Annotated in this window: 23 protein-coding genes, 1 tRNA gene and 1 pseudogene; 6 read left to right on the top strand and 19 right to left on the bottom strand. The window is 66.4% G+C overall.

Annotated elements, in window-relative coordinates:
* Window positions 1-30 precede the first annotated feature (30 nt).
* Window positions 31-1317: a phosphopyruvate hydratase gene (gene eno / locus HY058_01965; protein ID MBI3496050.1), complete on the bottom strand. Its 1287-nt coding sequence runs from the start codon at window positions 1315-1317 to the stop codon at window positions 31-33.
* Between the two features lie 140 nt (window positions 1318-1457).
* Between eno and HY058_01960 the strand changes: the two genes are divergently transcribed.
* On the top strand, window positions 1458-2399 hold the full coding sequence (locus tag HY058_01960) for an AEC family transporter (GenBank protein MBI3496049.1): 942 nt from the start codon (window positions 1458-1460) through the stop codon (window positions 2397-2399).
* Window positions 2396-3298: a sugar kinase gene (locus HY058_01955; protein MBI3496048.1), complete on the top strand. Its 903-nt coding sequence runs from the start codon at window positions 2396-2398 to the stop codon at window positions 3296-3298. The genes HY058_01960 and HY058_01955 overlap by 4 nt, the downstream gene beginning before the upstream one ends.
* On the opposite strand, the gene eda is transcribed toward HY058_01955, so the two are convergent.
* The 5 genes from eda to HY058_01930 form a co-directional block, all read right to left on the bottom strand.
* The gene (gene eda / locus HY058_01950; protein ID MBI3496047.1) at window positions 3285-3905 is read right to left on the bottom strand and encodes a bifunctional 4-hydroxy-2-oxoglutarate aldolase/2-dehydro-3-deoxy-phosphogluconate aldolase; all 621 of its coding nucleotides are present in this window, start codon (window positions 3903-3905) and stop codon (window positions 3285-3287) included. The genes HY058_01955 and eda overlap by 14 nt on opposite strands.
* Entirely contained in the window at window positions 3902-4738 is an 837-nt protein-coding gene (gene kdsA, locus HY058_01945) for a 3-deoxy-8-phosphooctulonate synthase (protein MBI3496046.1), read from the bottom strand. Before kdsA ends, eda begins: the two co-directional genes overlap by 4 nt.
* A gap of 7 nt (window positions 4739-4745) precedes the next feature.
* Window positions 4746-6374: a CTP synthase gene (locus HY058_01940; protein MBI3496045.1), complete on the bottom strand. Its 1629-nt coding sequence runs from the start codon at window positions 6372-6374 to the stop codon at window positions 4746-4748.
* Window positions 6375-6494: 120 nt separating this feature from the next.
* Entirely contained in the window at window positions 6495-6872 is a 378-nt protein-coding gene (gene secG / locus HY058_01935; protein ID MBI3496044.1) for a preprotein translocase subunit SecG, read from the bottom strand.
* Window positions 6873-6946: 74 nt separating this feature from the next.
* On the bottom strand, window positions 6947-7690 hold the full coding sequence (locus HY058_01930) for a triose-phosphate isomerase (GenBank protein ID MBI3496043.1): 744 nt from the start codon (window positions 7688-7690) through the stop codon (window positions 6947-6949).
* A 156-nt stretch (window positions 7691-7846) separates the two neighbouring features.
* On the opposite strand from HY058_01930, the gene HY058_01925 reads away from it, so the two are divergent.
* Together HY058_01925 and HY058_01920 are read left to right on the top strand one after the other, a co-directional pair.
* On the top strand, window positions 7847-9733 hold the full coding sequence (locus HY058_01925) for a peptidyl-prolyl cis-trans isomerase (protein ID MBI3496042.1): 1887 nt from the start codon (window positions 7847-7849) through the stop codon (window positions 9731-9733).
* Between the two features lie 13 nt (window positions 9734-9746).
* Entirely contained in the window at window positions 9747-11255 is a 1509-nt protein-coding gene (locus HY058_01920) for an anthranilate synthase component I (GenBank protein ID MBI3496041.1), read from the top strand.
* Here HY058_01920 and HY058_01915 read toward each other — a convergent pair.
* On the bottom strand, window positions 11240-12040 hold the full coding sequence (locus HY058_01915) for a glycosyltransferase family 2 protein (protein ID MBI3496040.1): 801 nt from the start codon (window positions 12038-12040) through the stop codon (window positions 11240-11242). The two genes, HY058_01920 and HY058_01915, sit on opposite strands and share 16 nt — an antisense overlap.
* Before the next feature lie 56 nt (window positions 12041-12096).
* Window positions 12097-13350, bottom strand: a complete 1254-nt coding sequence (locus HY058_01910) for an MFS transporter (GenBank protein MBI3496039.1) — start codon at window positions 13348-13350, stop codon at window positions 12097-12099.
* Between the two features lie 147 nt (window positions 13351-13497).
* Here HY058_01910 and HY058_01905 point away from each other — a divergent pair, with 147 nt between their 5' ends.
* Window positions 13498-13779, top strand: coding sequence for a hypothetical protein (locus HY058_01905; GenBank protein ID MBI3496038.1), 282 nt, complete (start codon window positions 13498-13500; stop codon window positions 13777-13779).
* 7 nt (window positions 13780-13786) lie between these two features.
* On the opposite strand, the gene HY058_01900 is transcribed toward HY058_01905, so the two are convergent.
* The 9 genes and pseudogenes from HY058_01900 to HY058_01860 form a co-directional block, all read right to left on the bottom strand.
* Window positions 13787-14974 carry an MFS transporter gene (locus HY058_01900; protein ID MBI3496037.1) on the bottom strand — a complete coding sequence of 396 codons (1188 nt, stop codon included), beginning with the start codon at window positions 14972-14974 and terminating at the stop codon, window positions 13787-13789.
* 107 nt (window positions 14975-15081) lie between these two features.
* Window positions 15082-15158: transfer RNA gene (locus HY058_01895), tRNA-Pro, on the bottom strand.
* Window positions 15159-15286: 128 nt separating this feature from the next.
* On the bottom strand, window positions 15287-15742 hold the full coding sequence (locus HY058_01890; protein ID MBI3496036.1) for a MerR family transcriptional regulator: 456 nt from the start codon (window positions 15740-15742) through the stop codon (window positions 15287-15289).
* 25 nt (window positions 15743-15767) lie between these two features.
* Window positions 15768-16082: an integration host factor subunit alpha gene (locus HY058_01885; protein ID MBI3496035.1), complete on the bottom strand. Its 315-nt coding sequence runs from the start codon at window positions 16080-16082 to the stop codon at window positions 15768-15770.
* A 109-nt stretch (window positions 16083-16191) separates the two neighbouring features.
* Window positions 16192-17169: a ketoacyl-ACP synthase III gene (locus HY058_01880; protein ID MBI3496034.1), complete on the bottom strand. Its 978-nt coding sequence runs from the start codon at window positions 17167-17169 to the stop codon at window positions 16192-16194.
* Window positions 17166-18184 (bottom strand): annotated as a pseudogene (gene plsX, locus HY058_01875) (phosphate acyltransferase PlsX). The gene HY058_01880 and the pseudogene plsX overlap by 4 nt, the downstream one beginning before the upstream one ends.
* Window positions 18185-18217: 33 nt before the next feature.
* Window positions 18218-18397, bottom strand: coding sequence for a 50S ribosomal protein L32 (gene rpmF / locus HY058_01870; GenBank protein MBI3496033.1), 180 nt, complete (start codon window positions 18395-18397; stop codon window positions 18218-18220).
* 106 nt (window positions 18398-18503) lie between these two features.
* Entirely contained in the window at window positions 18504-19046 is a 543-nt protein-coding gene (locus tag HY058_01865; GenBank protein ID MBI3496032.1) for a DUF177 domain-containing protein, read from the bottom strand.
* Window positions 19047-19067: 21 nt separating this feature from the next.
* Window positions 19068-19610 carry a hypothetical protein gene (locus tag HY058_01860; protein ID MBI3496031.1) on the bottom strand — a complete coding sequence of 181 codons (543 nt, stop codon included), beginning with the start codon at window positions 19608-19610 and terminating at the stop codon, window positions 19068-19070.
* A gap of 132 nt (window positions 19611-19742) precedes the next feature.
* Between HY058_01860 and HY058_01855 the strand changes: the two genes are divergently transcribed.
* The gene (locus HY058_01855; protein MBI3496030.1) at window positions 19743-20228 is read left to right on the top strand and encodes an outer membrane protein assembly factor BamE; all 486 of its coding nucleotides are present in this window, start codon (window positions 19743-19745) and stop codon (window positions 20226-20228) included.
* Between the two features lie 69 nt (window positions 20229-20297).
* Here HY058_01855 and HY058_01850 read toward each other — a convergent pair whose 3' ends face one another.
* Both HY058_01850 and HY058_01845 read right to left on the bottom strand, forming a co-directional pair.
* The gene (locus tag HY058_01850) at window positions 20298-22406 is read right to left on the bottom strand and encodes a sodium-translocating pyrophosphatase (GenBank protein MBI3496029.1); all 2109 of its coding nucleotides are present in this window, start codon (window positions 22404-22406) and stop codon (window positions 20298-20300) included.
* A 169-nt stretch (window positions 22407-22575) separates the two neighbouring features.
* On the bottom strand, window positions 22576-23019 hold the full coding sequence (locus tag HY058_01845; protein ID MBI3496028.1) for a flagellar basal body-associated FliL family protein: 444 nt from the start codon (window positions 23017-23019) through the stop codon (window positions 22576-22578).
* Window positions 23020-23030 lie beyond the last annotated feature (11 nt).

The following is a 23030-nucleotide window of genomic DNA, read 5'->3' as shown; positions in this document are numbered from 1 at the left end:
GGCGGAATGACTCAGATTCGGGCGCTAAATTCATTTCGCAAAGCGGGCGAAAATCGATCGTCCGGCATAGCGCGCATCCGGCCCAAGGATCTCTTCCACGCGAATCAGTTGGTTGTACTTGGCCGTCCGATCCGATCGGCTGAGCGATCCGGTCTTGATTTGTCCGCAGTTGGTGGCGACGGCAAGATCGGCGATGGTGGCATCTTCGGTCTCGCCGGAACGATGCGACATGACCGCGCCGTAGCCCCGGTGCATCGCCGTTTCCACCGCCTGCAGCGTCTCGGAGAGCGTGCCGATCTGGTTGACCTTGATCAGCACCGCATTGGCGACACCATCGGCGATGCCGCGTTCGATGCGTTCCGGGTTGGTGACGAAGAGATCGTCGCCGACGAGCTGGACACGGCTGCCGATCGCCTCGGTCAGCGCCTTCCATCCGGCCCAATCGTCTTCCGCCATCCCGTCCTCGATCGAGACGATCGGATAGCGCCCCACCAGCGTCTCGTAGAGCTTGACCATGCCGGCGGCGTCGAGGGTCTTGCCGTCGCCTTCCAGCCGGTACTTGCCGTCGCGGAAGAACTCGCTGGCGGCCGGGTCCATCGCCAAGGCCACATGCTCGCCGGGCTTGTAGCCCGCCGCTTCGATCGCCTTGACGATGAAGCCGAGGGCAGCGTCGGCATTCTTGAGGTTGGGAGCGAAGCCGCCTTCGTCGCCGACATTGGTCGACTCCCCGGCATCCTTGAGCAGCTTCTTCAGCGCGTGGAAGACCTCGGAGCCGATCCGCACCGCCTCCGCCATGCTGTCGGCGCCGTAGGGGACGATCATGAACTCCTGCATATCGAGCGGATTGTCCGCATGCGCGCCGCCATTGATCACGTTCATGAGCGGCACCGGGAGCGTGCGCGCATGCACCCCGCCCACATAGCGGTGCAAGGGCAGCTTCAGGTCGTTCGCCGCCGCCTTGGCGACCGCGAGGCTGACCCCGAGCAGCGCATTGGCGCCGAGCCGCGCCTTGTTGGGCGTGCCGTCGAGCGCAATCATGGTGCGGTCGATCGCTTCTTGCTCGAACGCGCTCAGCCCGGACAGCGCATCGAAGATCTCCCCATTGATCGCCTCGACGGCCTTGAGCACGCCCTTGCCGCCATAGCGCTTCTTGTCGCCATCGCGGAGCTCGAGCGCCTCGTGGGTGCCGGTGGAGGCGCCGGACGGCACGCCGGCCCGTCCGCAGGCTCCCGATTCGAGCACGACATCCACCTCCACGGTCGGATTGCCGCGGCTGTCGAGGATCTCACGCGCCTTGATGTCGACGATGGCGGACATGGGGATGCACCGGCTCAAGATGAGGGGGAGCCGGACAGATAGCGGCGCTTGGCCCGCTTGGCAAGCAGGCCTGCCGTCACCGCAGTTTCACAAACCGGCTCCGGCCGCTACCCTCGGCCCCCCGCCTGCCTGTTGGATCCATGGAAACCGCAATCCAAACCGTGCTGCCGATGTTCGGCCTCGTGCTCACCGGCTATGTCGTGGCGCGGCTGCGGGTCATCGCGTCCGAGGGGGTCCGGGGGATCGGCAGCTTCGTCTATTACCTGGCGATCCCAGCCCTGCTTTTCCGCACGATGGCCGAAGGCTCCCATGGGACCAGCCTCGATCTCGGCATCCTCTGGGCGTATTTCGCCGGCGCCTATGGGTCGTTTGCCCTGGCGATGGCGGTAGGCCGCCTCGCCTTCCGCCTCCGCCTCGAGGAGCAAGCGATCCTCGGCATGGGAGCCGCCTTCGCCAACACAGTGCAGATCGGCATTCCGCTCATCTTCACCCTGTTCGGCGAGGCCGGCGTCGTGCCGATGACGCTCTTGACCAGCTTTCACTCGATGACGCTTTTCCCCATCACCATGATCATCATCGAGTTCGCAAGGGGCGGCCACTCCGGCGGCTTGCGGGTGCTGCTGGCGACGGCGAGGGCGCTGGCGCAGAACCCGATCATTGTGGCGGTTCTGTTGGGGCTCGGCTGGAGCCAGCTCGGTCTTGTGCAGCCCCGCGCGCTCGACACCTTCACGCGGCTCCTGAGCGGGGCGGCGACGCCGTGCGCGCTCTTCGCCTTGGGCGCCAGCCTCTCCGGGTATAGTGTCGCCGCCAATCTGCCGCCGACCCTGACGATGGTCGCCTTCAAGCTGTTCGCGCATCCGCTCTTCGTGTGGCTGCTCGCCCGCTTTGTCTTCCACGTCGATCCGCTCTGGGCGGCGATCGCCACCATCACGGCGGCGCTTCCGGTCGGCGCCAATGTCTTCATCATGGCTCAGCGCTACCAAGCGCTGCTCGGGCCGACGACGGCCGCGATCGTGATATCGACCGCCGCTTCGATGCTGACGGTTGCCCTGCTGATCGCCGCTCTGGTCCCCGTCGGATAAGGGCCATGGCACGCATCCTTTGCCTCGGCATCGTGACCTGGGATTTGCTGTTTCGCGTGGATGCGATCCCGACGACGCCGACCAAGGTGCAGGCTCTCGACTGCCTTGAAGTCGGCGGCGGCATGGCTGCGAGTGCCGCCGTCGCGGTGGCGCGTCTGGGCGGCGAAGCGCATTTTTGGGGACGCTGCGGCCAGGACGAGCTCGGCCGGCGCATCATCGCGGAGCTTCGCGGCGAGGGGGTCGATGTGTCGCGGCTGCGCCAGGTGGCGAACGGTCGTTCGCCGATCTCTGCCATCTTGATCGACCGCCGGGGCGAGCGCCTGGTCGTTCCCTATTACGACCCGCATCTCGATCCCTCGCCGGACTGGCTGCCGATCGAGGAGATCGGCACGTTCGATGCGGTTCTGGTGGACGTCCGCTGGCCACCCGGGGCCGAGCGCGGCCTCAGCGCCGCGCGTGCGGCCGGCAGGATTGCGATGCTGGATGCCGATTTGGCACCACGCTCCGTATTGGCGGCGCTCATCCCGCACGCCTCCCACATCGTCTTCTCCGAGCCGGCGCTAAAGGACTACGCGTGCAAGCAGGACCTCGCCGAGGCGCTCGACGTCGTCAGCCGCGAGGTGACGGCGATGCTGGGCGTGACCGCCGGGCCGGCGGGATTCTATTGGCTGGAAGCGGGCGTCCTCCGCCACGAGCCGGCACCGCTTGTCGAGGCTCAGGACACCCTGGCGGCGGGTGACGTTTTCCATGGCGCCTTCGCGCTCGCCCTGGCCGAAGGCAAGAGCCTCGCCGCGGCTGGTCGCTTCGCCACCATCGCGGCATCGATCAAATGCACGCGCTTCGGCAGCCGCCTGGGTTGTCCCACCCGCGCCGAGGTGGAAGCGTTCAGCCCTGGCTGACGGTCGCGCGGGCGAGCGCTTCGATCGCTGGCCAATCCCGGGCCTCGACCAGCTTCGCCGGCGTCATCCAGGTGCCGCCGACGCACACGACATTGGCGAGCGCCAGGTAGTCGCGGAAATCCTCGGCCGTCAATCCTCCGGTCGGGCAGAACGCCACATCCGGAAATACCGGCGCCAGGCTCTTGAGCGCGGCCGCCCCGCCGGCGGTTTTGCACGGGAAGAACTTGAGCGTGTCAAAGCCCCATTCGCGTGCCGCCATGACCTCGGAGGCGGTGACGGCGCTGGGCAGGTAAGGCATGCCGCTCTCCGCACCGGCGACCGCAAGCCGCTGGGTGAGGCCGGGGCTCACGGCAAAACGCGCCCCGGCATCGCGCGCCCGTTGAAACTCCTCGACTCGGGTGAGCGTGCCGACGCCGACGACGGCATCGGGCAAAGCCCGGGCGATGGCAGACACGGCGTCCAGCGCCTGGGGGGTGCGCAAGGTCACTTCGAGCACCGTGAGGCCGCCGGCGAAGAGCGCGCGGCAGAGCGCGACGCCAGCGGCGACGTCGGTGACCGTCAGCACCGGGATCGCGGTCGATCCTTCTATCAGCTCGCGAATGTTCATGGCCGCGCCTGCTTGGCCACGCGGTCGAACTCGATCAGCGTCTGCAGCAGCCGCGGCATGTCCTTTAGATGCACCATGTTCGGGCCATCGGAGGGCGCGTTGTCGGGATCCTGATGCGTCTCCATGAATACCGCGGCTACCCCGACCGCCACGGCGGCTCGCGCCAACACGGCCACGAATTCCCGCTGGCCCCCGGAGCGCTCCCCCTCACCGCCCGGCTGCTGCACGGAGTGGGTGGCATCGAAGACGACCGGGCAACCGGTCTCGGCCATGATCGGCAAGGCCCGCATATCCGAGATCAGCGTGTTGTAGCCGAAGGAGGCGCCGCGCTCGCAGACCAAGACCTTATCGTTGCCGGCGGACTCGATCTTCTTCACCACGTTCCGCATGTCCCAGGGTGCCAGAAACTGCCCTTTCTTGACGTTGATCGGCCGACCGGTCCGGGCGGCGGCGACCAGGAGATCCGTCTGGCGACAGAGGAAGGCCGGGATCTGCAGGACATCGACGGCCTCGGCGACCGGACGGCACTGGTCGGGCTGATGCACATCGGTCAGCACCGGACAGCCATAGCGCTCGCGCACGTCTGCCAGGATCGGCAGGCTCTCTTCCAGGCCGAGGCCGCGGTCCGAGCCGATGGAGGTGCGGTTCGCCTTGTCGAAGGAGGTCTTGTAGATGAGCCCGATACCGAGCTTGCCGGTGATCTCCACCAGCGCGTGCGACATCTCCAGCGCGTGCGCCCGGCTCTCGAGCGCGCAGGGCCCGGCAATGAGCGCCAGCGGCCGGTCATTGCCGACGAGCACGTTGCCGATGGCGACGGAGCGCGGGGCGACCATCGACGGCTCAGACCAGCCGCGAGCGGTCGACGGCGGCCTTGACGAAGCTGGTGAACAGCGGATGCGGGGCGAACGGCTTCGATTTGAGCTCGGGATGGAACTGCACGCCGACGAACCAGGGATGGCTCGGTATCTCGACGATCTCCGGCAGCTCGCCATCGGGCGACATGCCGGAGAACCTGAGGCCCACCTGTTCCAGGCGATCTTTGTAGTTGATGTTCACTTCATAGCGATGGCGATGGCGTTCGCTGATGCGCTCGGCCCCGTAGATCTCGCGCACTTGGCTGCCTTCGGCGAGCACGGCTTCATAGGCGCCGAGGCGCATGGTGCCGCCCATGTCGCCATTGGCGTTGCGGCGCTCGATGGTGTTGCCGCGCGTCCATTCCGTGAGCAGGCCGACGACGGGATGCGCGCAAGCCCCGAATTCGGTCGAGCTGGCGCCGTTCAAGCCGACCAGCGAGCGTGCCGCCTCGATCACCGCCATCTGCATGCCGAAGCAAATGCCGAAATAAGGAACCGCGCGCTCGCGCGCGAAACGGGCGGCGGCGATCTTGCCTTCCGAGCCGCGCTCGCCGAAGCCGCCGGGCACCAGGATTCCGTTCACGTCCTCGAGGTGGCGGACGGCATCCTCGCGCTCGAACACCTCGCTGTCGATCCAGTCGAGCTTGACCCGCACATTGTTGGCGAGCCCGCCATGGGTGAGCGCCTCGGCAAGGGATTTGTAGCTGTCCTTGAGCACGGTGTATTTGCCCACCACCGCGATCGCCACCTCCCCCTCGGGATGGCGCGCGCGGTTGACGATGTCGGTCCACCGCGCGAGATCGAGCTGGGGATCCGCGGGCAAGCCGAAATGCCGGCAGACCTCGGTGTCGAAGCCTTCTTCGTGATAGCTGATCGGCACCTGATAGATCGTGTCGACGTCGAGCGCCGGGATGACGCCTTCCTTGCGGATGTTGCAGAAGAGCGCAATCTTGCGGCGCGCATCCTCGGGGATCGGTCGATCCGAACGGCAGAGAACCATGTCGGGCTGGATGCCGACGCTCTGCAGTTCTTTCACCGAATGCTGGGTAGGCTTGGTCTTGAGCTCGCCCGCCGAAGGGATGTAGGGCACCAGTGTCAGATGCACGAACAATGTCTGCTCGCCGCCGAGCTCGTTGCCGAGCTGGCGGATCGCCTCGAGGAAGGGCAGGCTCTCGATGTCGCCGACCGTGCCGCCGATCTCGCAGAGCACGAATTCGGCATCGTCGGTCTCGGCGCCGATGAACTCCTTGATCGCGTCCGTCACATGGGGAATGACCTGGACCGTGGCACCCAGATAGTCGCCCCGCCGCTCCTTGCTGATGACGGTCGAATAGATCTTGCCCGTGGTCACGCTGTCGAAGCGACGTGCCGGCACTCCGGTAAAGCGCTCGTAGTGCCCGAGATCGAGGTCGGTCTCGGCACCGTCGTCGGTGACGTAGACCTCCCCATGCTGGTAGGGGCTCATCGTGCCGGGATCGACGTTGAGGTACGGGTCGAGCTTGCGCAGGCGCACCTTGTAGCCGCGCGCCTGCAGCAGCGCGCCCAGCGCTGCCGATGCCAATCCCTTGCCTAACGATGACACGACGCCGCCGGTGATGAAAATGAAGCGCGCCATGGACCTCGGTTCTACACCAACAAGCCGTCCCGACCCAAGCACGCTAGGCGACAGGCCGCGCCCGGAGGGTCCGACGCCCGGCGAGCCGGGGAATCGGTCGCGCGTCCCCGGTAAATTGCGTCAGCGCGTGGGAGGAGCGGGACCCTGCCCCTGGGGCGGCACCGGCTGCGCCGGAGTGGTCGGGATCGGCTGCGCCGGGGCCGCCGGTGCCGGCACCGCGGGGACGCTCAAGGGCGTGCGCAGATCGTCGACGATCGAGCGGGGGCGGCCGGACTGGCTGCCTAGCACCACCAGCAACAGGCTGGTGGCCATGAAGCAGGTCGCGAGAATCGCCGTCATCCGCGTGAGCAGATTGGCGGTTCCCCGCGTGGTCATGAAGTTGCCGCCGCCACCGCCGCCGCCGAACCCGAGCCCGCCGCCTTCCGTGCGTTGCAGCAACACGACGCCGATGAGGGCGATCGCCATGAGGATATGGATGAGCAGCAGCACGGTCAGCATGTCGGTCCTCGGAGCCAAACCTTCGCCGGCAGTGCCGCGAAGGGGGCGGTTTTAGCCTGTGGCGGCGGGCGTGGCTAGCGGCAACTGCGGCAGATCGCCCAGAACTCGTCCAGCTTCAGGCTGGCGCCGCCCACCAGCGCCCCGGCGACGCCCGGGATCGCCAGCAGTTCCGCGGCATTCCCGGCCTTGACCGAGCCCCCGTAAAGCACCCGCAGGCGGTCCCCCCGGGGACGCCGGGTCAGCCTATCGATGATATAGGCATGCACCCGGGCGACGTCATCGTTGGTCGGGGTACGGCCGGTGCCGATGGCCCAGATCGGCTCATAGGCAATGACCGTGTTGTCGGCCCGGGACCCCTCGGGCAGCGAGCCGCCGAGCTGCGCGTCGACCACCGCCAGGGCGGTACCGGCCTCGCGCTCGGCCGCGCTCTCGCCCACGCAGACGATGGCCGTGAGGCCGGTGGCGTGGGCGGCCGTCACCTTCGAGCGCACCACGGCGTCGGTCTCGCCATGGCCGACCCGGCGCTCGGAATGGCCGAGAATGACCCATCGGCAGCCCAAATCGGCGAGCATCGGGGCGGAAACATCCCCGGTGAAGGCGCCAGCGGGCTCGGCATGGCAGTCCTGCCCGCCGAGGCCGATCCCGCTCGAGCCCAGCCGGCCGCCCACCAGCGATATCAGCGTCGCCGGCGGGCACAGCACGATCTCGGCCGCCAGGTCGGGAGCCGCGCGCTTACGGTCGGCAAGACCGCCCGCAAGCGCGATGCCGTCGCTGCCGAGCCCGTTCATCTTCCAATTTGCGACGATCAGAGATGCCATCGGCCGGACCTCAAGCTTGGTTTGCATCTAACATGAGCATGGATCCAACACCATTTCTGCGTTGCGGCGGCGTTCCGCCCGCCCCTATCATGCGCGCCATTTCGCCGGGAGCGGTCCGGGCCCCTGCCCCTATCCACGCTCCCCAAGGTTCCGATCATGTTGAAAGCCCTTCGGTCCAGCGTCGGCTCCTATCTTGCCAAGATCATGTTCGCGCTGCTCATCGGCAGCTTCGCGCTCTGGGGCGTGGGCGACATGGTCACCCGCTTCGTGCGCCCGGAACGCCCGGTCGCCACCGTCGGCGGCACCGAGATCGCCGGCCCCGAGGTCATCCAGAGCTTTCAGCGGCGGATGGCCCAGCTCCGCACGCAGTTTGGCGGCAGACTGACGACCGAGCAGGCGATCCAATTCGGCCTCTTGGACCAGACGGTGCAGGAGATCGTCGCCGAGCGCCTCTACGACCTGGAATCCCGCCGCGTCGGCATCTCGATCGGCACCGATCTTATCCGCCTGCGCATTCGCAGCGAGCCGGCGTTCCGCGACATCACCGGACAGTTCAGCCCGGTGCAATTCGAAGCCGCATTGCGCAACGCCGGTTTCAGCGAGGCGACCTACGTCAGCTTGCTGCGCCACGATCTCGCCCGTGAGCTGATGGCTGGCGCGGTCGTCGCCGGCTTGACCGTGCCGGCGCCCTTGGTCGACCAGCTCTACCGCTACCGCTTCGAGCGCCGCGTGGCGGAGCTCATGACGGTGACCAGCGCGTCCATCGCGGATATTCCGGCTCCGAGCGCCGAAGATCTCGCCAAGTACCACCAGGACAATGCCGGCCGATTTACCGCGCCGGAATACCGGCAGGGCTACTACGTATCCTTGAAGCCTGGCGATCTCGCGGGCGAGGTCACCGTGGATGAGGCCAAGCTGCGCGAGGAGTACGACCGGCGTCAGGCCGAGTTCGTCACACCGGAGCGGCGCGAGATCTCGCAGATGCTGGTTAGCGATGAGGCGACGGCCCGCAAGGTCGCCGACGCGATCAAAGCCGGCGGCGAGTTTGCGCAAGTCGCCAAGGATGTGGCCGGCCTTCCCGCCGATGGCTTGAGCCTCGGCCTGGTGTCGCGGGGCGATCTCTTGCCGAGCCTGGCCGATTCCGTCTTCGCGCTTCCGCTCGGCGGCACCACCGAGCCGCTGCAGAGCCCGCTCGGTTGGCATGTGCTCAAGCTCGACCGCACCGAGCCCGGCTCAACCCGGGAGTTTGCCGAGGTGCGCGAGACCCTGAGGCGCGACGTCGCGATCGAGCAGGCGAGCGAGCTCGCCTACAAGCTCTCGACCAAGCTCGAGGATGAGATCGCCGGCGGCGTCAGCCCCCGCGATGCGGCGGCGAAGCTGGCGCTCAAGATTGTGGAGCTTCCCCAGATTGATCGGCAGGGCGTTGATCCGGCTGGCAAGGTCGTCGACGCCGTCAAGGCGGACAAGACTCTGCTCGATGCGTTCTTCCAAACTTCCGAAGGCGCAAACAGCCGGCTCACGGAGACCCCCGACGGCGGCTACGTCATGGCGCATGTCGACAGGGTGACCCAGCCGGCGCTGCGCCCCTTGGAGACGGTGCGGAGCGAAGTCGAGGCGGCGTGGAGGGCCGCGCGCCAGGCAGAGGCCGCCACAGCGAAGGCGCAAGCCCTGGCGGGGCGCCTCAAAGCCGGTGAGGATTTCGCCAAGGTCGCCCAGGATGCCGGCATGTCGATCACGACGACGACGCCGGTGACCAGATCGGCCGGTCCTCGGGCCGATGCGCCGCCCGCCCAAGTCGTCGCCCGCATGTTCCAGCTGAAGCCCGGCGAGATCGGCGACACCGCCACGCCTGAAGGTCATGTCGTGCTGAGGGTGACCGAGATTCAGCCGGCGGACCCCGCCCAGGCCAAGGACGAGGTTGCAGCCCTCTCCGACCAGCTCAAGCGCACGATCTCCCAGGAGACGCTCGAGGCCTATGGCGCGGCGCTGCGTCAGCGCTATCCCGTGTCGATCGACCGGGATGTTATGCAGCGGCTCTTCTAGTCCTTCGCGATTGATGCAGCTTCAGCCCGGCTTCGAGCAATTCGCGAAAGTGTATCGGTCCGGACGTCCTCAGGTCGTCTGGACAACGCTGGTGGCGGACCTCGAGACACCGGTATCGGCCATGCTCAAGCTCGCCGACGGACGGCGCAACAGCTTTCTCCTGGAGTCGGTGGAAGGCGGTGCGGTGCGCGGCCGCTACTCCTTCATTGGGCTCAAGCCCGATCTCATTTGGCGCTGTCGGCGCGACCAGGCGGAGATCAACCGCCGCGCCAGGACCCAACCCGATGCCTTCGAACCCTGCTCCGACGGGGCGCTCGTCTCCTTGCGCGCCCTTATCGAGGAGTCCAGCATCGAGCTCCCGACGAAACTGCCGCCGATGGCCTCGGGCCTCTTCGGCTATATGGGCTATGACATGGTCCGGCAGATGGAACGCCTGCCGGACGGCAACTCCGACCATCTCGGGATCCCCGACGGCATGTTCGTCAGGCCGACGATCGTCGCCGTGTTCGATCGCCTGGACGATGTGGTGACGGTGATCACGCCGGTTCGACCTGCGGCCGGCGTCGATGCCGGTGCTGCCTATGACCAGGCCGGCGAGCGCTTGGGCGAGGTGCTGGCGGACCTCGAGCGCAATCTGCCCTACCGTCGCGAGGCGCCGACCGTGGTCGCTGACTTGCCGCAGCCAACCTCGAACACCACCCGCGACGAATATCTGACCATGGTCGCCAGGGCGAAGGAGTACATACGGGCCGGCGACGTCTTCCAGGTCGTGCCCTCGCAGCGCTTCGCGGTGCCGTTCAAGCTGCCGCCATTCGCCCTCTACCGGTCCTTGCGGCGACTTAACCCCTCGCCTTTCCTGTTTTTCCTCGATTTCGGCGGCTTCGCCATCGTCGGCTCCAGCCCGGAGATCATGGTTCGCCTGCGCGACGGCATCGTCACCATTCGGCCGGTCGCCGGCACGCGCCGTCGGGGTGCCACCGATGAAGAGGATCGCGCACTCTCCGAAGAGCTGCTGGCCGATCCGAAAGAACGAGCCGAACACCTCATGCTGCTGGATCTCGGGCGCAACGATGTCGGCAGGGTCGCCACCATCGGCAGCGTGCGTGTGACCGAGCAATACGCAATCGAGCTCTACTCGCATGTGATGCATATCGTGAGCAACGTCGAAGGCACGATCCGGCCCGGGCTCTCCGCGCTCGACGCGCTTATCGCCGGGTTTCCCGCCGGCACCGTCTCGGGCGCGCCCAAGGTCAGGGCGATGGAGATCATCGACGAGATGGAATGCTCGCGCCGCGGCATCTATGGAGGTGCGGTCGGCTACTTCTCCGCCAATGGGACGATGGACACCTGCATCGCGCTGAGAACCGCTCTGGTGAAGGACGGGGTCATGTATGTGCAGGCCGGCGGCGGCGTCGTGGCCGACAGCGATCCAGATGCCGAATATGAGGAGACGCGGGCGAAGGCACGGGCGCTCATTCGCGCCGCCGAGGAAGCGGTCCGCTTCGCTCAGAGCGGGGCTTGAGTGGGTCCCTCCGTTAGCCCGCCGGTCACAGCCAAGCCGGCGCGCATGCGCTCGAAATGGCTCACGACCTCCCTCACCCGTGCCTCGGTGAGGCGCTCGCCCTCGAACGCCAGGTGCCGGTAGAGCGCTCCGGTCAGCCATTTGCTGGCGAAATAGAGAATGTCCTGGACTTTGACGAGCTCCAGCGCTTGGTCTGCCTCGACATTCGAGGCGCCGGTGTCATGCGCACCGCGCGCGGCGCCGACCACGTGCACACTCCAGCCGCGGGCCCTCGCGGTGAAGCAGTAGTCGCTGTCCGAGCCGAGAAAGCGCATGTTGCTGTCGAACAGCCCGATGTCCCGGATTGCGTCCACGCGCAGCAGCATGCAGGCGCCGGAGACCCAATGGACCTCGCGATCGCCAGTGAAGGCTTCGGGCGGACCGTTTAGGTAGAAGCCAAGAGGAAAGGCATCTTGGCCTGCGGCGAAATCAACATGGTTCGGCTGCGCTGTCGAAAGATGCAGGGGCGCTGCGATGCCGGCTCGCGGAGTGGAATCGAGAAAGTCGGTAAGGCGCTCCACGGCGTCAGGCTCCAGATACATGTCCTGGTTCAGCACCAGCGCGTAGGTCGCCTCGGAAGCGAGCACCGTGCGTAGCCCGGAATTGACCGCTTCGGTGAAGTAGCGGTTGACGACGTTGTTATCGATTACGACCGGCCGCACCGGCCGCGTTTGGCGCTGGAGATGCGAAAGGCAGCGTTCGAGCTTCTGGCGCTCACGATAAAACGGGATGATGGCTGGGGTCATCGCCTGCACGCTCGAGCCACTGGGGGCCTCCGGGTCGGTCCGGCGGTTCGCACGGACTAGTCCGCCTCGGCGGGCCTGCCGATGCTGGCCGGCACGCCCCGGTCTGAGGCCGAGCCGTCGCGCGGCAGCATGAGCGCCGCTGCCACCGCCACGCCGGCGAGTCCGGCCATCGTCGCAAACAGCCAATCAAACCCGCCGGTGAACGCATAGATAAATGAGACGAGCGGCACACCCGCCGCGCTCACCCCGATGGAAAGCACGAATTTGGCGCCGAAAGCGGTCGAGCGCCACTTTGCCGGCGAATAGCGGGCGAGCAAGCTCGACTCCGCGGGAATGCCCAAGGTCTGCGTGACCACCAGCAACGCCGCGGTGCCGGCGATCGCCGCACCGCCGAGATCGGCGGCGATGAGGAAGAGCGGCGCCTGGAGCGCGAAGGTGGCGATATAAACCATGCGCAGGGGATAGCGGTCGGCCAGATGCCCGCCCAAAAGCTGACAGGCGCCCGACAACAGATAGATGACCGAGACCACCGCTCCCACGCCCATGGCGCCGTGGCCCAGGAGTCCGTGGCTGCGCTCCTCGAACAGCTTGGGCAAAGCCAAGGAGGTGCATTGATAGATCAGCCCAGCCGCCGCCATGGTGACGGATAGGATGATGAAGGCACGCCACATATCGGCCCGGCTCGCATCCGCTTCAGGCGTGATGTCGGCCTTGCTCCGCATCATCGTGCCGCCGCGCACCAGCAGCATCATCGCAAGCCCGATCGCAAAACACACCACTCCCGGCACGATGAAGGCGGCGCGCCAGCTGATGAGATCGGCAAGCGCGCCGGCCAACAGCGAGGCGAGGCCGACACCGAGCGAGCCGAAGACGCCGTTGAGTCCGAGGGCCTTGCCGCGGTTCTTGGCGTTCTGCACCAGCCAGGCGATGCCGACGGGGTGATAGATCGAGGCAAACAACCCGGTCAGCGCCAAGCCAAGCCCGAGCTCGAAGGGTGTGTTCGCCAGACCCGTATAGATGGCCGAGGCGCCGGAACCCAGGAAGAACACCACCATCATTCCGGCAGCACTCCACCGATCGCCCAGCCATCCTGCCGGCAGCGCGCCTACGCCGAAAAGCACCGAACCCGCCAGAGCCAAGGCCAGGAGCTGGTCGTAGGGCATGCCCCACTCGTGCTCCAGCACCAGCACGACGGTGGGATAGAGCAGCGTCAAGACATGCGAGAAGCTGTGGCCGACGCAGGAGAATCCAAGCGACAAGCGAGCGGAGCGGTCGGTGAGCACGGGAATGGATGGCCTCGTCGCCGAGATTGGTGTTGCAGAATGCCAGCATCGTCATATGCCGGCAATGCATCGTCCTGCACAATATGCATGTGGACGCTTGGCGGCATGCGAGCCGGCTTGGCGAAGCTGCCGCATTTCCCTAGAGTGTCGGCCGAGCCAATCGGAGGGCGGTTCATGGGGCGCGCAGCCGAAACGGTCGAGACTGTCGAAAAAGCGGTGCTCGGCGCCAAGCCGACTTCGGCACAGCTCGGCTGGCTGAGGCGCGGCCTTAGGCAACCCGGCGGCAAGCTGCCGCTGTTCGATGAGCAGGGACAGCGGATGAATCTGCGCACCATTCGCGCCTGCCTGGAGCAAGGCTGGGCCGAGCCCTGGTTCGACAATCCGGTCAAGCCCGACTGGCTCGTTTGCAAGCTCACCCAATCCGGTCGCCGCCTGGTGGAAGCCGTCCCGGGCTGATCCGATCCTACATGCCGCGGGGAAGATAGCGGGCGAGCGCCGAAGCGCCGAGCGATGCGACCCCGCTCGCCAAGAAGACCGCAGGCAGATCGAAGAAGGTCAGCAAGAGGGCGAACACCGCCGAGGAGATCAGATCCGCGCCGTCGAGATTGGTGCGGTAGACGGTCGTCATCTGCGGGCGCTCATAGGCGTGGACGGAGCGATAGAACGGGATGCTGCCGACGCCGTCGAGCCCGACCGCGCAGAGTGCCGCCAGCAGCAGAATGACAGCCGCGAGATAGGGCTGGGCCGCCGATATCCCGGCGATGAAGGTGGCTAGGCCGAGAACGACGAAGGCGCCGAAGATGACTGGGCGCAGGCCAAGCCGGGCGGCGAGCTTGCCCCAGAAGCGCGCCAGCAGCAGGAGGCCATTGCCCGCGGCGACCAGGAGCGCTGCCCAGAACGGGTCCACTCCGCCCCGCACCATGAGCAGCGGCGCATAGACCATATAGACGCCCCACCAGCTGCTGCGGGCAAAGGCGATGGCCCAGGCAAGCCGCAACCTCGGCTGCGCCGCGAAGCGTCCGATGCTGGCGAGCGGGCTTGGCGGCGGACGGGTCGCCGGGGCAACCGCGGGGTTGTCGCTGAGCCTGAGCCGCCAGAAATTCGCCAAGGTCAAAACGGCGAAAAAGGCGCTGAAGGCGCAGGCCGACCAGAGACCGTAGCGGCCGGTGAGCCAGACCCCGAGCGGCGGCCCGATGAGCCAAGCGGCGGCGCCGAACAGGAACTTGCGCGGTTCGGAGACCACGAGGTCGCGCCGGTGGATGTAGTCCATGACGTAGAGCGACAGCGTGATGTTGAGGCATGCTCCGCCGAACACCCGAACCAGCATCCCGCCGACCTGTCCGAACGCAGATTCGGTGACCAGCAGCAGCGACGTCAGGATCAGGAGCCCGGCGCCGAGCGTGTAGACCCAGCGGCGGCGGATTTGGCGGATGAGCCAGGGAATGAGGAAGCTCGCCACCAGGCCGGTGCAGCCGACGGCGAGAAAGGCGATGCTGACGGCGCGCGCTTCGTGGAACAGCGCATAGGCCTGGAGCGGAATGACCGTGGCCAGCGTTGCCCGGGCCATCGACTCGACCGCGTACATGAAGGCAAAGACCGTCGCGCCGGGCCGGTCGGCGGTCTTGATCCAGGCTGGACTTGCGATGCGCATGCGACCAATGCCGCGAGGCGGAATCTAGCCTTGCGGAGCATCCTTCTCGAGAGTTCCTCCCGGGACCGGCCAACATTCCGGGATTGCTGCCGACGGGTTGGAGGAATTGGTCGGGGCGGCGGGATTTGAACCCACGACCTCCAGTCCCCCAGACTGATGCGCTACCAGGCTGCGCTACGCCCCGATCCTCGCCCGCCGTCGCCGGGTGTCGGCAGGAGCGCGGCACTATAGCCATCGTCTTTCGGCGAGGCAACGAGAGCGGGCATGGCTGGCGATGCCAGGAACATCGTCTGCCTCGTTCCTGCCGAGCGCTCAGCGCCGCTTGCGCGCCTCCGCAAGGAGCCGCTTCATTTGCGCCAGCTCCTCGAGCACGGTCGCCAGCGTGGCGCGCGGCCGGGCTTCGGGTTGCTGGGCCGCGCTCTGGGGGGCGGCCGTCGGCAGCGGATGCGGGCCTGGATCCTCGCCATCCCCAGCGAAACCGAGTCGCCCGTTGCGTTCGCGCAAAAGCCGCTGCACGCCCTTGATCGTATAGCCGTCGCGGTACAGGAGCTCACGGATCCGCCTGAGCAGGTCGACATCCTCGGGCCGGTAGTAGCGGCGGCCGCCGCCACGCTTCAACGGGCGGATTTGGTTGAATTTGGTTTCCCAGAACCGCAACACATGCGAGGGCACGTCGAGCTCGTCAGCGACCTCGCTGATGGTGCGGAACGCCGTCGCCGACTTACCAGCACGCCGTATCGGGTTGGATCGCCCGGCTTCCAACGTCATGCCTTAGCCCCCCCGTTCGGCAGCCCTACCCTTGCGGCTTCCCGGCCAGTGCGGCGTTGATGCGGTTCTTAAGCACATGCGAGGCGCGGAAAACGAGAACCCGGCGCGGCAGGATCGGAACCTCCTCGCCGGTCTTCGGGTTGCGTCCGATGCGCTGGCCCTTCTGGCGCACGGAGAAGGTCCCGAAGGACGAAATCTTCACCATTTCGCCCTTGGACAACGATCCCGCGATCTGATCCAGCACAGACTCGACGAGGTCTGCCGATTCGTTTCGCGAGAGCCCGACCTCCTGGTAGACGGCTTCACTCAGCTGCGCGCGCGTGACGGTATTACCGGTCATCTTCGCCTCCCTTAAGAGGAAAGATTAACCCAGCTTAAGAAGTCGGTCAAATACAGAGGGATGAGGAATTTTGTTAATTGATCAATTAACTCCGGCTCGGACGCGCATCTCAGATTCGCAGAAGACCGGCGCCCCACGCCAGGCCGCCGCCGATGGCTTCGAGCAATACGAGGTGCCCAGGGCGGATGCGGCCGTCGTCGATGGCCTCGGCCAGCGCCAGCGGAACCGATGCGGCCGAGGTGTTGGCATGGCGGTCGACGGTCATCACCACCTTCTCCATCGGCATTTGGAATCGCTGCGCCATCGCCTCGATGATCCGCCGGTTGGCCTGGTGGGGCACCAGCCAGTCGAGATCGGCAGGACTGAGCGCGTTCGCCGCCAGCGCCTCCTCGATCACGTCCACGAGCTTGGTCACCGCGTGGCGGTAGACCTCGCGGCCGTGCATGCGGACATGGCCCACGGTGCCGGTCGAGGACGGGCCGCCATCGACATAGAGGCAGTCGTGGTGGCGACCGTCGGAGTGGATATGGGTCGATAGGATGCCGCGGGCTTGGCCATTGGCGCCCCTGGCCTTTTCGGTGCCGAGCACGATCGCGCCGGCGCCGTCGCCGAAGAGAACGGCGGTCGACCGGTCCTCCCAGTCGAGGATCCGGCTGAAGGTCTCGGCGCCGATGACCAAGGCCCGATCGGCCTGGCCGAGCTTGAGGAAGTTGTCGGCAATGGCGAGCGCATAGATGAAGCCGGCGCAGACCGCCTGCACGTCGAAGGCCGCTCCCCGGGTCATGCCGATTCCGGCCTGCACCCGGGTGGCGGTCGCCGGAAAGGTTTCATCGGGCGTGGTGGTGGCAAGCACGATGAGGTCGAGGTCGGAGGCGCCGATACCGGCCGCCTTCAACGCCCGGTCGGCGGCCTTGGTGGCGAGATGGGAGGTGAACTCGCCGTCGGCCGCGATGTGGCGCTGGCGGATGCCGGTCCGCTTCGCGATCCACTCGTCGGACGTATCCATGCGGATGGCGAGGTCGCCGTTCGGCACCACCCGTTCGGGCAGGTAGGCGCCGCAACCCAGGAGCACCGAGCGAGTCGTCATCCCGATGCCGCCGCCGGCTGCCTTCCCCCTTCGCCGGCGAGCGGACCGGCGGTGGAAATCTGCTCCAGCTCGTCCTTGACCCGGTGCAGAAAGCCATGGGTCGCCATATCGACGGCAACACCGATTGCATTGGCGAAGCCAAGCGCGTCGGTGCCGCCGTGGCTCTTGACCGCGATGCCGTTCAAGCCGAGGAACACCGCACGCGGCTCAGGAGGTAACCGAGGCGCGCCAGCACCGAGCTCTTGAAGGCCTCGCGTACGAAGTTGGTGTATAGCCGCGCCGTGCCTTCCGCGGTCTTGAGCGCGATGTTGCCGGTAAAGCCGTCGGTCACCACCACATCGACCGTGCCGGCGGGAATATCATCGCCCTCGACGAAGCCATAGAAGTGGATCGGCACCGCACCTTCGCGCAGCAGCTGTGCCGCCTTCTTGACCTCGTCATGTCCTTTCAGATCCTCCGAGCCGACATTGAGGATGCCCACGGTCGGCTTCTGGATGGCAAGCACCGCACGGGCGAAGACATCGCCCATGATGGCGAATTGCACCAGGTTGCGGGCATCGCATTCGATATTGGCGCCGAGGTCGAGCATCACGCTCTCGCCCCGCTCGGTCGGGAAGAACGAGGCGATTGCCGGCCGGTCGATGCCGGGGACCATCCGCAGCACCAGCTTCGACATGGCCATGAGCGCGCCGGTGTTGCCCGCCGAGACCACGCCTGCCGCCCGCCCGTCGCCCACGGCGTCGATGGCAAGCCGCATGCTGGAATTGCGGCCCGCCCTGAGCGCCACCGACGGCTTATCCTCGTTGCGGACGATGTCGTCCGTATGGTGCAGCGTGCACCCTTCGCTAAGCCGCGGCATCTTGTCGATCAGCGGCCGAACCTGGCTCTCGGCACCAAAGATCAGAAAGTCTACGAACGGAAAACGCTCGCGGGCCATCGATGCCCCGCGCACCACCGTTGCCGGCGCCCCGTCCCCGCCCATGGCGTCCAGTGCCACTGTCATGCGCTGGGACACGGGGATCAATCCCTCGAGCGAGGACTCCTCGGCTTAGGCCTTGGGCGCGACCACTTCGCGCCCGTCATAGTAGCCGCAGGCGCGACAGACGTGGTGCGGCCGCTTGAGCTCGCCACAATTGGGGCACTCGACCATCGCGGCGGGCTGCAGCGCGTGGTGCGATCTGCGCATGTCGCGCCGCGACTTCGAGGTCTTCTTCTTAGGAACCGCCATGACACTCAACCTTTGGTGGGGGTGCGGCGCTGCCCACGGCCTCGCGGCGCCCGAAAAGAGGCGCCTTGTTAGCCAAAAAGCCGGGTTGCGGCAAGCCGATAGATTTTTAGTCTTTTTTCCGCAACGGCGCCAGCGCGGCAAAGGGGTTAGCCGAGGCCTCGGCGTCGCCCAGGTCGCTCACCCCAGCCTCGAGGCTGGCGCCCGGCTTCCGCGGATAGGGATCGAGCGCCAGAGCCAAGCCCTGAGCCACCGCCTCGCCCATATCGATATCGCCGCTAACGATGGGCTCCGGGGGATCCTCCTCATCGATTGCGATGTCGATCTCCGTCGCCTGGGCGCCATCGGCGGCCGTGGCGCGGCCGAATTGCAGCACGATGCGGTCTTTGACGTGGCTCTCGATGGGCTCGAGCGTCACCACGCAGGTCTGCACCAGTTCTGCCTCGAAGCACGCTTCGAAGTGAATGAGGCCTTTGGAGTTGGGACGCTGCAGCCGGACCACGGCGAGGAGGGATTTGAGCTCGGCCAGCTCGAAGCGCTCGGCCAAGGCACGGCGCTCGGCGGCGCTCGCCTCGATGCGATGCTCCTGGACCTGCGGACCGATGAGGTCTGCTGGAACGGTTCGCGAAAACTCCGGTGCCGGATCGACCATGGCCGTCTCGTCGCCCCCTGCCTAATATAAAGGCGCCGTCTCGAAATGCACGTCTCCGGCAAGCAAGAGAGCGGTCGCCTGGCCTTTGAGACCGACCGCGGCGCGGCTCACATAATCGGCCATCAAGCTGAGCTGCGGGGCGCTCGGTTGCGCCGTGCCGAATAGGTTGCGGCCGAGTGCGGCCTCCAGCACCGTCAAGGAGCCCTTTAGCCCTGCATCATAGGCCGCGACCCGCCCGTAGAAGCCGCTGGCCATGCGCTTGATCCTGGGCGCGACGCCGAGGTCGCCGGCGCCCAGCTCGCGCAAGGACTGATCCAGATTGGCGAACATGAGATCGATCAGCGCCTGCGCCGTGGCACCGCCATCCTGGGCCTCGCCCTTCAGTCGATGCAGCAGAAAGAAGACGTGCAGCGACACCATCTCGAAGCGGCCGTCGACGGTGTCGGGCACGCCGCCGAGGCTATAGAAGGTCGGTTGGCGCGCTTGCGCCACCGCAGTCTCGAACAGCCTTCGCGCCGCCTCTTGCTGCGGCTTCCTCAAACTCCGAAAAAGATGTCTCAGCAACGGGTTCTTCCCCCTGGCGAAGGTCGATGTTGACAACAGGCGCCGGGCGGATCAACTAGGGCTGAAAATGGGCGCATGGACAGAGGGGGTCAATCCGATGCCCGGCGCCCCCCGCGAGTCCCAGGGGGATCGATGTCGTTCAACGCGTGCCGCAGGATTTTTTCGATTGCGGCAGTTCCAGCACTGGTCATGGGCCTTGCCTGTTCGGGTTGCACGCCCCTCGTCGATGCGCGCGGCAATCTGCCCGATGCGCAGTCCCTCGACAGCATTCAGCCCGGAATCGCCACCAGGGCCGATGTGACGGGCACTTTGGGTTCGCCATCCAGCATGGCGACATTCGATCCCAACGTCTGGTTCTACATCTCCAAGCGCACGGAGACCGTCGCCTTCTTCGACCCCGACGTGCTGGACCAGAACGTGGTGCAGATCACCTTCGATGGAGACGGCCGGGTCGCCTCGATCAAGCGTTACGGCATGGACGATGCCGAAAACGTCCGGATCGCCGAGCGCGTCACGCCGACCGCGGGACAAAGCCTCACGCTGCTGCAGCAGCTTTTCGGCAATCTCGGGCGCTTCGTCGGCAACAACTCCTCGACCGGCGGGCGCAGCGGCCCCTAGGCGGGGCTGAACCGCGGGAGCGGCCGGATTCCCGTAGATCGAACCTCCGCGATCCTGGCGCCGCCGCCCTTAGCCGTGGGCGAGCGCCGCCAGCAATAGCAAGGCCACGATGTTGGTGATCTTGATCATCGGGTTGACTGCCGGCCCGGCGGTGTCCTTGTAAGGATCGCCGACGGTGTCGCCGGTAACGGCGGCCTTATGGGCCTCGGAGCCCTTGCCGCCGAAATGGCCCTCCTCGATGTACTTCTTGGCGTTGTCCCAAGCGCCACCGCCCGCGGTCATCGATATGGCCACGAACAGTCCGGTAACGATGACGCCGAGCAGCATCGCGCCCACCGCCGAGAGCGCCGCGCCCTTGCCGCCGATCGCGCCGATGACGATGTAGAGCGCGATCGGCGAGAGCACCGGAAGCAGGCTTGGAACGATCATCTCCTTGATCGCCGCCCGCGTCAGCATGTCGACGGCCTTGGAATAGTCGGGCTTGGCCTTGCCTTTCATGATGCCCGGTATTTCCTTGAACTGCCGGCGAACCTCGATCACCACCGAGCCGGCCGCACGTCCGACCGCGGTCATCCCCATGGCGGCGAAGAGATAGGGCAGCAATCCGCCCAGGAGCAGGCCGACGACGACATAGGGATTGGAGAGCGAGAAGTCGAGCTTGACGCCGACGAAGCCGGGAAACTGGCTCGGATTGGCGATGAAGAATTTGAGGTCTTCGGTGTAGGCGGCGAAAAGCACGAGCGCGCCCAATCCTGCCGAGCCGATCGCGTAGCCCTTGGTGACGGCCTTGGTCGTGTTGCCCACCGCGTCGAGGGCGTCGGTGGTCTTGCGCACGTCCTTCGGCAGATCGGCCATTTCGGCAATGCCGCCCGCATTGTCGGTGACCGGTCCATAGGCATCGAGCGCGACGATCATGCCGGCCAGCGCCAGCATGGTCGTGACCGCGATGGCGATGCCGAAGAGCCCGGCAAGCAGGTAGCAGGCGATGATGCCGACGCAGATAATGAGCGCGGGAACCGCCGTCGCCTCCAGGGAGATGGCAAGCCCTTGAATGACGTTGGTGCCGTGACCGGTACGCGACGCCTCGGCGATGCTTCGAACCGGGCGGTAGGCGGTCCCGGTGTAGTATTCGGTGATCCACACGATGAAGCCGGTCACCAGCAGGCCGACGAGCCCGCAATAGAACAGGTATCGCCCGGGGTAGGTCATGCCGCCCGAGCTGAAGGTCGTCCCCATGCCGATGACCCAATCGGTCACCGGCCAGAGCACGATGGCGGACAGTATCGCGCTGACGATGACGCCCTTATAGAGCGCCCACATGATGTTGTTGGACGCATCCAGACGCACGAAGAAGGTGCCGATGATCGAGGTGATGATGCAGGCCGCGGCGATCGCCAAGGGATAGGCCATCATCTGCAGCTGGTTGGCGCCCGGGAAGAAGATGGAGGCGAGCACCATCGTCGCCACCACGGTGACGGCGTAGGTCTCGAACAGGTCGGCGGCCATGCCGGCGCAATCGCCGACGTTGTCCCCGACGTTGTCGGCGATCACGGCGGGGTTGCGGGGATCATCCTCGGGGATTCCGGCCTCGACCTTGCCGACGAGGTCGGCGCCGACATCGGCGCCCTTGGTGAAGATGCCGCCGCCAAGGCGGGCGAAGATCGAGATGAGCGAGGCACCGAATCCGAGCGCGACCAGCGGGTCGACCAGCGCGCGGCCGGTGGCGCCCGAGCCGAGCAGCACGAAGTAGTAGCCGGAGACGCCGAGCAGCGCCAAGCCCGCCACCAGCATGCCGGTGATGGCACCGGAACGGAAAGCGAGGCTGAGCGCATGAGCGAGGCCCTGGCGCGCGCCCTCGGCGGTGCGCACATTGGCGCGCACCGACACGTTCATGCCGATATAGCCGGTCGCCGCGGACAAGACCGCGCCGATGAGGAAGCCGATGCCGACCATGATTCCCAGGAGCGCGGTCAGCACTAGGAAGATCACCCCGCCGACGATGGCGATCGTGGTGTATTGGCGGTTGAGATAGGCTTGGGCGCCGATCTGAATCGCCTGGGCGATCTCCTGCATGCGTGCATTGCCGGTGCTCGCCGCCAAGACGCCGCGAACGGTATAGGCGCCATACAGCAGGGCCAGGCCCCCACAGGCAATGATGAACACGTAGAGACCGGTCATGGCACCTCACCCCTCCAGGAAGATCTCCGAACCAGGCGGTTAAGATACCGCCCGGCGACGAAGCGGGCGGAACATAGCAGATAAATCCTCCTGCGCAACCCGCTGATCGGACTTGGATCTCGGCTCTTCGCCGGGATGGTCGACAGCCAGCACACCGGCGCCGGACCGGCTATTGCAACGGGCGCTCGAAGGCGTTCTTGAAGAGGATATCGCGGACGACGCCAGGCCCGGTCACACGCTCGCAGACGATGAGCAGCCGCTGCTTGACGAAGTCGAGGTCGGTAAGGCCGGGCTCGATGGAGAGCTGCGCCAGGGCGTGCAGGTAGAGCACGAAGGCATCGACGATCCGCGGCCTGAGCCGGGTTGCCGTCTGCAGCCCCTCGGGCCCGGCCACCACCAGGACCATCTCCAAGATGAGAAAGCGGTCGGGTTGCCCGTCCTTGAACAAAGGCACGGTAACCGGTTCCAGGAGCAGTTGCAGGCTCGGCGGCTCTTTCGCCTTCAGCAGGTTCTCCACCACACCCTGCAGCGGTGCGCGATAGAAGGTCCAGGCGACGAACCCGCCACCGCCCAGAACCGCCGCCAGGACCACCAGCAGAATCAACAGCCGCATGGCAGCATCTT

Source organism: Pseudomonadota bacterium (genome assembly GCA_016195085.1).
In the GTDB taxonomy this organism is placed as follows: domain Bacteria; phylum Pseudomonadota; class Alphaproteobacteria; order SHVZ01; family SHVZ01; genus JACQAG01.
The sequence above is the reverse complement of the archived record's forward strand: the minus strand, read 5'-3'. Positions and strand labels throughout refer to the sequence as shown.

Bases quoted from the DNA above. Each gene is read 5' to 3' on its own strand.
- HY058_01885 (MBI3496035.1), bottom strand. From the start codon at position 16,082: ATGACCGGTAATACCGTCACGCGCGCGCAGCTGAGTGAAGCCGTCTAC.
- HY058_01850 (MBI3496029.1), bottom strand. From the start codon at position 22,406: ATGACCGGTCTCTACGTGTTCATCATTGCCTGTGGGGGCCTGGCCCTG.
- HY058_01925 (MBI3496042.1), top strand. From the start codon at position 7,847: ATGTTGAAAGCCCTTCGGTCCAGCGTCGGCTCCTATCTTGCCAAGATC.
- HY058_01855 (MBI3496030.1), top strand. From the start codon at position 19,743: ATGTCGTTCAACGCGTGCCGCAGGATTTTTTCGATTGCGGCAGTTCCA.
- HY058_01940 (MBI3496045.1), bottom strand. From the start codon at position 6,374: ATGGCGCGCTTCATTTTCATCACCGGCGGCGTCGTGTCATCGTTAGGC.
- HY058_01845 (MBI3496028.1), bottom strand. From the start codon at position 23,019: ATGCGGCTGTTGATTCTGCTGGTGGTCCTGGCGGCGGTTCTGGGCGGT.
- eno (MBI3496050.1), bottom strand. From the start codon at position 1,317: ATGTCCGCCATCGTCGACATCAAGGCGCGTGAGATCCTCGACAGCCGC.
- rpmF (MBI3496033.1), bottom strand. From the start codon at position 18,397: ATGGCGGTTCCTAAGAAGAAGACCTCGAAGTCGCGGCGCGACATGCGC.
- kdsA (MBI3496046.1), bottom strand. From the start codon at position 4,738: ATGGTCGCCCCGCGCTCCGTCGCCATCGGCAACGTGCTCGTCGGCAAT.
- HY058_01915 (MBI3496040.1), bottom strand. From the start codon at position 12,040: ATGACCCCAGCCATCATCCCGTTTTATCGTGAGCGCCAGAAGCTCGAA.
- HY058_01960 (MBI3496049.1), top strand. From the start codon at position 1,458: ATGGAAACCGCAATCCAAACCGTGCTGCCGATGTTCGGCCTCGTGCTC.
- HY058_01890 (MBI3496036.1), bottom strand. From the start codon at position 15,742: ATGACGTTGGAAGCCGGGCGATCCAACCCGATACGGCGTGCTGGTAAG.
- HY058_01905 (MBI3496038.1), top strand. From the start codon at position 13,498: ATGGGGCGCGCAGCCGAAACGGTCGAGACTGTCGAAAAAGCGGTGCTC.
- HY058_01865 (MBI3496032.1), bottom strand. From the start codon at position 19,046: ATGGTCGATCCGGCACCGGAGTTTTCGCGAACCGTTCCAGCAGACCTC.
- HY058_01900 (MBI3496037.1), bottom strand. From the start codon at position 14,974: ATGCGCATCGCAAGTCCAGCCTGGATCAAGACCGCCGACCGGCCCGGC.
- secG (MBI3496044.1), bottom strand. From the start codon at position 6,872: ATGCTGACCGTGCTGCTGCTCATCCATATCCTCATGGCGATCGCCCTC.
- eda (MBI3496047.1), bottom strand. From the start codon at position 3,905: ATGAACATTCGCGAGCTGATAGAAGGATCGACCGCGATCCCGGTGCTG.
- HY058_01920 (MBI3496041.1), top strand. From the start codon at position 9,747: ATGCAGCTTCAGCCCGGCTTCGAGCAATTCGCGAAAGTGTATCGGTCC.
- HY058_01880 (MBI3496034.1), bottom strand. From the start codon at position 17,169: ATGACGACTCGCTCGGTGCTCCTGGGTTGCGGCGCCTACCTGCCCGAA.
- HY058_01930 (MBI3496043.1), bottom strand. From the start codon at position 7,690: ATGGCATCTCTGATCGTCGCAAATTGGAAGATGAACGGGCTCGGCAGC.